Raw genomic sequence first — 8128 nt, forward strand, 5'->3', positions numbered from 1 at the left:
GCCTGTCGCGGCGCTGTACGAGGCGGGGCGCGTGGCGCATCGCGGCGCCTTCCCGGCGCTGGAGGACGAATTGTGCGGGCTGGTGGCGGGCGGCGGCTATGAGGGGCCGGGGCGATCGCCCGACCGGGCGGATGCGCTGGTGTGGGCGCTGAGCGAGCTGATGCTGGGCAGGAGGGGCGAGGCGCGGGTGCGGGGGATGTAGGAAGTGGTGCGACGGTGCTATGCGGTACGGCGGAGGTGGGGATGAGCGAATGGAGCGAGCTAGCTGCCGTTAGCGGCTTCGCTCGAGCCGAATATCTGAGTAAACCAGAACATCTCAGGATTTAAGAACCATTCCCGGTTGGCATCGGTGAGAAACTTCTTCAACTGCGTCATTTCCACCTGATAGCGCCGACAAAAGCCGATGAGCTCCCAAAGGTCGTCGTCCGTGGGGAAACGGTTGAAGCGTATGAAGATGTCGCTCCCAATGCCGCAGCTCTCTTGAACAAACGACATCCGATCAATCCATTCGAAGAATGCCCTTTCATCGCTATCGTGATAAAAGAGAATGTCGGTGGCGATGATCTGATGCTGCTCGTTAGCCATGTCTCATGCTGGCATCGCTGTGTGGGTCTCGCAACGGCCGATTTCGATCGAAATCCGACATCTTTCTTGATTTCCTGAGAGCTGGCCCGTGACGGACGGGCGCGAGCCATAGGGGAACCTCCGTCCGCCGATCTCCGTTTTCCGGGAATGAAAAATATGGAGCAACTGTTATGACTATGGCGAAATGGATCGTCGCCCTGGCCGGTGCCGCAATGGTCGCAGGTCCAGTGGCGGCCCAGTCGTTGAACGGCGGTGATCGCGCGCGGATCGATCGGGCGCGGCCGGCGGATCGCGAGGATGTGCGCTATTGCCTGATGCAGGGCAAGAAGGGCCGCGACAAGGGTACGGTGATCGGCGCTGCGGGCGGCGTGGGCGTGGGCGCGCTGGCCGGCGGGAGCCTGGGCGAATCGCTGCTGGCGGGCGCTGCGGGTGCCGTCGCCGGGCGGCTGATCGGCAAGAGCGAGGGCACCGACGCCACCTGCGACGCGGTGCTGGCGCGCAATCCGTGATGTCCACGGGCTGGCGAGCGCTATCGCCGGTCCGTGAACCTGACCCATGATTTGACCTGCGTTTCCCTGGGCTGGCCCTTTCCATCCAGCGCGGGGAGATAGCGCTGGCCCATGGCGACAAGACAGGCGGTATCGTCATGTTTGCGGCTGCCCGACGACCTAGTAATGCGGCAGGATCGTGGGAGACCGGAGGCATCCAGTCGCACTGTATAGTCGCTTTGCAGGTCGGCAGCAGCGGGATCGGCTGTGTCTTCCATCGGAGGCCTGCCGTCGGTCGCGATCGGGGTCGCGCCGCCGAAGTCGCCCTGAAACGACGCCGGCGCGGGTTCCCAGAGGATGCGAACAATCGGCACGGTCAAGTCATGGCCGTCCCGGCCGCGTATCGCCGACATCCATCCCATCTTCATCATGATGAGCCTGCAACTGGCGAGGGCGATGCCGGTCCCTCCGACAATATCGGAGGGCACGCAATCGAGTTGATCGTTGCCTTCGCGTCGGGTGACTTTGACGGTTGCCGCGCCGGTCGATGCCGGTGGGAGACTGACGAGCGCATAGTCCTGAGCAGTGGGCAGAACGAGCGGCGTGACGGGCGTTCCGCTTGTCTGGGCGAGGGCGAGCAGGATGGGCGCGATGGACGACATGCGCGCAGATTTGATCGCTGCGCGGTCTTTGTAAAGGATGGCCTCATTCTCTCGCCGACTTTCGGTGAGCGGCCCTGCCGCTGACCTTCACTATCCTCTCCCCTGACGGGGAGAGGATTTTTTGTTTTCGGGGGTCTTCATGAAATGGTTCGGGACGAAGGCGGCGCCGGTTGCGGCGCGGCCGGTGCTGGCGCGCGCCTGGGGTTCGGGGGCGGTCGCGCTGGGGGAATGGCCGGCGAGCTATGAGGCGCAGCTGCGCGCCGGGGTGATGACCAACCCGGTGGCGCAGCGGGCGATGCGGCTGGTGTCCGAGGGGGCGACGGCGCTGTCCGTCGGCGGCGCGGACCAGGAGGCGCGGGCGCGGGTGGCGACGCTGGTCGGGAAGAGCTCTGCCGGGCAGGGGCTGGTGGAGACGCTGGCCTGCCACCTGCTGCTGCACGGCAATGCCTATGTGCAGGTGCTGGCGGGGGCGGACGGGATGCCGGGCGAACTCTATGCGCTGCGGCCCGAGCGGGTGAGCGTGGAGGCGGACGCGCGGGGGTGGCCGGCGGCCTATCTCTATCGCGTCGGGGAAAGCGTGACGCGGCTCAGCCCCGAGGACGGGGCGGGGCGGACGGGGGTGCTGCATGTGAAGGCGCTGCATCCGCTGGACGATCATTATGGGCTGGGCTGCGCGGGGGCGGCGGCGGGCGCGGTCGCGATCCACAATGCGGCGAGCGTGTGGAACAAGGCGCTGCTCGACAATGCGGCGCGGCCTTCTGGGGCGATGGTCTATGACCCGGGCGACGGGTCGGTGATGAGCCCCGAGCAGTTCGAGCGGGTGAAGCGCGAGATGGAGGCGGCCTTCGCCGGCGCGGCCAATGCCGGGCGGCCGATGCTGCTGGAAGGCGGGCTCGACTGGAAGGCGATGAGCCTGACGCCCGCCGAGATGGATTTCGTGGGGCTGAAGGCGGCGGCGGCGCGGGAGATCGCGCTGGCTTTCGGGGTGCCGCCGATGCTGATGGGCCTGCCGGGCGACAACAGCTACGCCAATTATCGCGAGGCGAACCGCGCGCTGTGGCGGCAGACCATCCTGCCGCTGGTGGCGAAGATCTGCGGCGGGCTGGCGCAGGGGCTTTCGGGCTGGTGGCCGGGCGTGACGATCGCCGCCGACCTGGATGCGGTGCCGGCGCTGGCCGAGGAGCGCGCCGCGCTGTGGGAACGGGTCGCGGCGGCGGACTTCCTGAGCGCCGAGGAGAAGCGGGCGATGCTGGGGGTGTGATGAGACAGGATGGCGAGATGCTGGCGCGATTGGTCGCGCAGGCGGAGGGGGTGCCGGGCGGCGCTTCGGGTCTGGGCGATATGGTGATGATCCGCGCGCTGATCGAGGAGGCGAGCGAGCTGGGCGCGGGGCGGGCGCTGGAGCGGCTGGGGCTCTCCGACCGGCGGGCCGAGGGCGACATGCGGGAACTGCGCGAGCTGCTGTCCGCCTGGCGCGACGCGAAGAAGGCGGCGCGCGGGGCGGTGATCGGATGGATCGCGCGGATCGGGCTGGCGCTGCTGTTGCTGGGGATCGCGGTCAAGGTGGGCGTGATCGGGATGGTGAAGGGATGAGGGAGGAACCGGAAACCAGCGCCGTTCGCCCTGAGCGGAGTCAAGGAGGGCGGCCGAGCGTAGCGCGGCCCATGCTTCGCTTCGCTCAGCAGGGGGCTTCGACAGGCTCAGCCCGAACGGAAGGGGAAGGCGATGTGCGCTTTGCCGGCTATGCGGCGGTGTTCGGCCGGGTCGATCGGGGCGGCGACCTGGTGCGGGCTGGGGCGTTCGGGGCGGTGCGGGCGGCGGGCGTGCCGCTGCTGTGGCAGCACCTGCCGGACGCGGTGATCGGCACGGTCGAGCGGCTGGAGGAGGATGCGCGCGGACTGCGCGTGATCGGGCGGGTGTCGGCGCGGACGGCGGCGGGGCGTGAGGCCGCGCGGGCGCTGCGCGAGAAGGCGGTGGACGGGCTCAGCTTCGGATACCGGGTGCGGGAGGCGCGAGGCGCGACGCCGCGCGAGCTGGTGGCGCTGGAGCTGGTGGAGGTGAGCCTGGTCACGCATCCGATGCAGCCGCTGGCGCGGGTGCATGCGGTGGAATCAGACGCCTAGCCATTGTAGGCGGCCGGGCAGGTCGTCCGCGCTGTAGTCGAGCTGAAGGACGCGGCGATGGCCTGTGTGAGGGCGGATAAGTGCCCCGGCATTGACAATTATCTGATCGATTGATTCATGATCCTATGACAAATCTCGTAACCGTCTTTTGTAACGGGCAGCCAATATACCGTGAGTTTCCCGGCGGGAATGTGCTTATGCCTACTAACGAAATGGAGCGCTACCGCATAGCGGAAGCGCTCCAAGGTGTCTTAGCTATGCTCGGTTCAGCTACGCCGCTTTCTTGCGCCACGGAATTTGACTGTAATGAAGACCGCTTACGAAGCGAACAAGATCTCTGCGTCCATAAAGCCGATGGTCCCGGGCCCCAAACAAAATAGTGGGACAACCGAACTGCTGGGACCAGTAAGCCACAGCGCTATTCGCTTCAGTTGTGTTTGCGATGACGTGATCTTTGACCACAATTATGCCAAAATTGACACCTTGCTCGCGGATAAGGGCAAACTGCATCATGGCTTTAAATCCCTAGGTTGGAGGTGGTCCACCGGAACGAGCGATGGCTAGGAGACTTGCTCGTTACCTTTAGGAACTTGCTACCGCGGGCAATTCGCTGGAAGCTGCGGTCGAACGATTGCGCCATGCTGTGAATGACATAGTCTTTCACGCTTTTCATAACATCATCGAAACGATCTTCGCGACCGCACCCGGAGCAGGTCACCTTGTCGCCGGGTCCGGGATTCGCGACACATTTTGCTTGGCTCTTGCAAGAGCCGCACAGGATGGAATGTTTACTCATAACGAAAATCAGTCCTTACATTAGGCCTGAATTTTCGTTGACGGTCGCGTACATATCCTATAAAAAATTGTTCCGTGATCACGACCGCCAACGGTCTTTCAGGCAGTTGGCACTTCCAAAAGGACCGTCAAGGATTCAGCCCCTTGGCGGTCTTTTTGCATTCTAGCCGAAGTCGGAATTGAGCGCAATGGCGCATGCCGTTAAATTGCCGCCAGAGCGCCCCACAGGCCAGGCGTCGAGCTAGGCATCCCCTCCTCCAATGGTAAGCCACTTATCACTGAGGCATCGTCCTAGGGCATTTTAGGAGACTTTTGAGGGAGGCAGGTCGATGCGCAAAGCTTGATAAGGTTAATGTTCTGGGCATGTTCCCGGTGCTTGTCTAAAAATTGAAGTTTCCGGTGAGGGAGTTGCATTTTCTCTCCCCTGACGGGGCGAGGGTTTTCTTTTTTCGGGCGGTCCCATCGGGGCCGCCTTTTTTCGTTCGTGGCAAGGAGACAGGTGAATGACGGACGGGGTGGTGGATGGCCTGGAGGCCAGTTTCGATGCGGTGGTGCAGGGCGAGAGGATCGCGGGGCTGGAGCAGGAGATGGCGGCGCTGAAAGGGCGGGTGGACGGTGCCTTGCTGGCCGCGCGGCGGCCGGCGCTCGACGGGGTGAAGGGCGGCGACGTCGATCCGGCGCGGGCGGCGTTCGTGGAACGATACCTGCGGCAGGGGCATGAGGCCGGCGTGGAGCTGAAGAGCTTTTCGGGCGCTTCGGGCGGCGCGGGCGGCTATGCGGTGCCGCGCGAGATCGACCAGCTGATCGACGGGACGCTGAAGAGCATCTCGCCGATCCGGGCGATCGCCAATGTCGTGCGCACCGGCACGGCGGGATACCGCAAGCTGGTGACGTCGGGCGGCGTGGTGTCGGGCTGGGCGAGCGAGACCGGCGCGCGGGGCGAGACGGCGACGCCGGTCTTCAACGAGATCGCGCCGCCTTCGGGCGAGCTCTACGCCAATCCGGCGGCGAGCCAGGCGATGCTGGACGACGCGCAGTTCGACGTCGAGGGCTGGCTGGCGGGCGAGATCGCCCGCGAGTTCGCCGCGGCGGAGGGCGCGGCCTTCGTCGGCGGCAACGGGACGAACAAGCCCAAGGGCTTCCTGAGCTATGCCACCAGCAGCGCGGCGGACGGGGCGCGGGCGTTCGGGACGCTGCAATATGTGCCGTCGGGCGCTGCCGGCGCGTTCGATGCCGATCCGGCCGATGCGCTGATCGACCTGGTGCAGAGCCTGCGCGCGCCCTATCGCCAGGGGGCGAGCTTCGTCATGAATTCCGCGACGCTGGCGGTGATCCGCAAGCTGCGCACCGATGACGGGGCGTTCCTGTGGCAGCCGTCGCTGAGCGCGGGGCAGCCGGCGAGCCTGCTGGGCTATCCGGTGGTCGAGGCCGAGGACATGCCCGACATCGCGGCGGACAGCCTGTCGATCGCCTTCGGCAATTTTCAGGCCGGCTATGTGATCGCCGAGCGGAGCGAGACCAGCATCCTGCGCGATCCGTTCAGCAACAAGCCGTTCGTGCATTTCTATGCGGTCAAGCGGATCGGCGGCGGCGTCGCCAATTCGGAGGCGATCAAGCTGATGAAGTTCGCGGCGTCGTAGGCGCGTTTCCCCTGTGGGGCCTGGCCCCACACCTTGCCCCTCCCCTTTCCGGGGGAGGGGCTTTTTGTTCCTCGGGAGGCGGCGGTGGCGATCACGGGATGGGAGATGGCGGACCTGGTACGCGAGGTCTGCCACGACATGGGGACGGGGCCGCTGGTGCTGGGCGGGGCACAGGCGGGCTATCGGGAATTTGCGGGAGCGGTGAGCGCGGGCGCGCGCTTTCCCTATGCGATCGTCGGCGTGACCGACCCCGATCAATGGGAGACGGGGATCGGCACGCTGGACGGCGAGGGGCGGCTGGTGCGCGAGGCGCTGGCATCCTCGGCCGGTGGCGCGGCGGTCGACTTCGCGGCGGGGGAGAAGCGCGTCGGGCTGGCGCTGCATGCCGGCTGGGCGGATGCGGTCGAGGGCCATGGGCATGGGATCGGCGCGGTCGAGGGGCTGGGCGAGGCACTGGGCGGCAAGCAGGCGGCAAGCGCGACCCTGAGCGCGCTGTCGGGTGTGACGACCACCGCCTTCGGGCGGGGCGCGCTGGGGGCGGGTGATGCGGCGGCGTTCCGCGCCTATATCGGCGCGGGGACCAGCAGCAGCGCGGGCACGGTGACGAGCGTCGCGATGAGCGGCGGGACGACGGGACTTTCCGTATCGGGCGGGCCGGTGACGGGCGCGGGCACGCTGACGCTGGGCGGGACATTGGGGATCGCCCATGGCGGCACCGGGGCGACCAGCGCGGCGGCGGCGCGCACCGCGCTGGGCCTGGGGGGCTGCGCCACACTGAACGTGGGCACGGCGGCCGGGACCGTGGCGGCAGGCGACGACGGGCGGATCGCGGGAGCGGGGCAGCTGGCCGTCGCGAACAGCTGGACCCAGAGAAACAGCTTTCAAGGCGTCACGGTGGGGAGTTCCGCCGCTTATCAGGTCAACGGTGCGGTGTCCGCGTGCCAGATCAACGGGACCAGCAATTCCGGCGCTTCGAACACGATCATTCGATGGACGGCGGACGCGAACGGCCCCGTGCTCCAGCTCGTCAAATCGCGCAGCGGCGCCATGGGGGGATCGGCATCCGTCGCGGCGAATGATTCGCTGGGCAACATCACCTTCGGCGGCGACGATGGAACGATCCTGGCCCTGGGGCCGCGCATCACCGGCTTTGCGTCCGAGGGCTGGAGCGGTTCGGGGCGGGGATCCGAGATATTGATGTTCGCGGTGGCCGGCGGATCGACATCGCAGACCCTGGCGGCGCGGATCGCGGCGGACAATGTGCGGCCGGGCGTGGACAACGCCATCGGCCTGGGCACGGCGGCGCAGCGGTGGAAGGAGATCTTCGCGGCGAGCGGCGCGATCAATACCTCCGACGCCAGGATGAAGCGGGAGATCGCGGCCGTGCCCGATCCGCTGCTGGACGCCTGGGACGACGTGGCCTGGCGGAGTTTCCGGTTCGAGGAGGCATGGGCGGCGAAGGGCGAGGCGGCGCGGCGCCATGCCGGGCTGGTCGCGCAGCAGGTGCGCGATGCGATCGACGCGCGGCTGGGCGAGGGCGCCGCGGTGGGCTGGGGCCTGCTGTGCCATGACGATTGGCCGGCAACGGTCGAGGTGCGGGACGAAGCGGGTGCGCTGGTGCAGGAGGCGCGGCCGGCGGGCGAACGCTGGGGGTTGCGCTACGAAGAGTGCCTGGCGGTCGAGGCGGCCTGGCAGCGGCGGCGGATGGACCGGATCGAGGCGCGGCTGGCGGCGCTGGAAGGCGGCGGCGATGCAGGGTGAGGCGCTGGGCATCGAAGTGCTGGGCGATGTGCGGCGGGATGCCGGCGGCTGGGCCGGGCCGTGGCGCGCGGGGG

The 8128-nt window shown here is 67.2% G+C and carries 9 protein-coding genes and 1 pseudogene; 7 read left to right on the forward strand and 3 right to left on the reverse strand.

The window, feature by feature from the left end:
• Positions 1 to 202: pseudogene (locus tag M529_RS29840) on the forward strand (ATP-binding protein); the annotation flags it as partial.
• A 59-nt stretch (positions 203 to 261) separates the two neighbouring features.
• Here M529_RS29840 and M529_RS29845 read toward each other — a convergent pair.
• The gene (locus M529_RS29845; protein WP_021316919.1) at positions 262 to 585 is read right to left on the reverse strand and encodes a hypothetical protein; all 324 of its coding nucleotides are present in this window, start codon (positions 583 to 585) and stop codon (positions 262 to 264) included.
• A 170-nt stretch (positions 586 to 755) separates the two neighbouring features.
• Between M529_RS29845 and M529_RS29850 the strand changes: the two genes are divergently transcribed.
• A complete protein-coding gene (locus M529_RS29850; RefSeq protein ID WP_031294514.1) occupies positions 756 to 1094 on the forward strand; it encodes a hypothetical protein in 339 nt (112 codons plus the stop codon).
• A gap of 20 nt (positions 1095 to 1114) precedes the next feature.
• On the opposite strand, the gene M529_RS29855 is transcribed toward M529_RS29850, so the two are convergent.
• Positions 1115 to 1735 (reverse strand): energy transducer TonB, encoded by a 621-nt coding sequence (locus tag M529_RS29855; protein ID WP_021316921.1) that lies wholly within the window; start codon positions 1733 to 1735, stop codon positions 1115 to 1117.
• A 139-nt stretch (positions 1736 to 1874) separates the two neighbouring features.
• Between M529_RS29855 and M529_RS29860 the strand changes: the two genes are divergently transcribed.
• The 3 genes from M529_RS29860 to M529_RS29870 all read left to right on the forward strand — a co-directional run bounded on the left by M529_RS29860 (position 1875) and on the right by M529_RS29870 (position 3858).
• Positions 1875 to 2996 (forward strand): phage portal protein, encoded by a 1122-nt coding sequence (locus tag M529_RS29860; RefSeq protein ID WP_021316922.1) that lies wholly within the window; start codon positions 1875 to 1877, stop codon positions 2994 to 2996.
• A complete protein-coding gene (locus M529_RS29865; protein ID WP_031294517.1) occupies positions 2996 to 3328 on the forward strand; it encodes a DUF6127 family protein in 333 nt (110 codons plus the stop codon). The genes M529_RS29860 and M529_RS29865 overlap by 1 nt, the downstream gene beginning before the upstream one ends.
• A 71-nt stretch (positions 3329 to 3399) precedes the next feature.
• Entirely contained in the window at positions 3400 to 3858 is a 459-nt protein-coding gene (locus tag M529_RS29870) for an HK97 family phage prohead protease (RefSeq protein WP_021316924.1), read from the forward strand.
• A 270-nt stretch (positions 3859 to 4128) separates the two neighbouring features.
• Here M529_RS29870 and M529_RS49060 read toward each other — a convergent pair whose 3' ends face one another.
• Positions 4129 to 4371, reverse strand: a complete 243-nt coding sequence (locus M529_RS49060) for a hypothetical protein (RefSeq protein ID WP_152522537.1) — start codon at positions 4369 to 4371, stop codon at positions 4129 to 4131.
• Positions 4372 to 5156: 785 nt separating this feature from the next.
• Here M529_RS49060 and M529_RS29875 point away from each other — a divergent pair.
• Both M529_RS29875 and M529_RS47640 read left to right on the forward strand, forming a co-directional pair.
• Entirely contained in the window at positions 5157 to 6293 is a 1137-nt protein-coding gene (locus tag M529_RS29875; protein WP_021316925.1) for a phage major capsid protein, read from the forward strand.
• Between the two features lie 84 nt (positions 6294 to 6377).
• Entirely contained in the window at positions 6378 to 8054 is a 1677-nt protein-coding gene (locus M529_RS47640) for a tail fiber domain-containing protein (protein WP_021316926.1), read from the forward strand.
• Positions 8055 to 8128: the final 74 nt, after the last annotated feature.

The organism is Sphingobium ummariense RL-3 (genome assembly GCF_000447205.1).
In the GTDB taxonomy this organism is placed as follows: Bacteria; Pseudomonadota; Alphaproteobacteria; order Sphingomonadales; family Sphingomonadaceae; genus Sphingobium; species Sphingobium ummariense.

Bases quoted from the DNA above. Each gene is read 5' to 3' on its own strand.
- M529_RS29845 (WP_021316919.1), bottom strand. From the start codon at position 585: ATGGCTAACGAGCAGCATCAGATCATCGCCACCGACATTCTCTTTTAT.
- M529_RS29850 (WP_031294514.1), top strand. From the start codon at position 756: ATGACTATGGCGAAATGGATCGTCGCCCTGGCCGGTGCCGCAATGGTC.
- M529_RS29855 (WP_021316921.1), bottom strand. From the start codon at position 1,735: ATGTCGTCCATCGCGCCCATCCTGCTCGCCCTCGCCCAGACAAGCGGA.
- M529_RS29860 (WP_021316922.1), top strand. From the start codon at position 1,875: ATGAAATGGTTCGGGACGAAGGCGGCGCCGGTTGCGGCGCGGCCGGTG.
- M529_RS29865 (WP_031294517.1), top strand. From the start codon at position 2,996: ATGAGACAGGATGGCGAGATGCTGGCGCGATTGGTCGCGCAGGCGGAG.
- M529_RS29870 (WP_021316924.1), top strand. From the start codon at position 3,400: ATGCTTCGCTTCGCTCAGCAGGGGGCTTCGACAGGCTCAGCCCGAACG.
- M529_RS49060 (WP_152522537.1), bottom strand. From the start codon at position 4,371: ATGATGCAGTTTGCCCTTATCCGCGAGCAAGGTGTCAATTTTGGCATA.
- M529_RS29875 (WP_021316925.1), top strand. From the start codon at position 5,157: ATGACGGACGGGGTGGTGGATGGCCTGGAGGCCAGTTTCGATGCGGTG.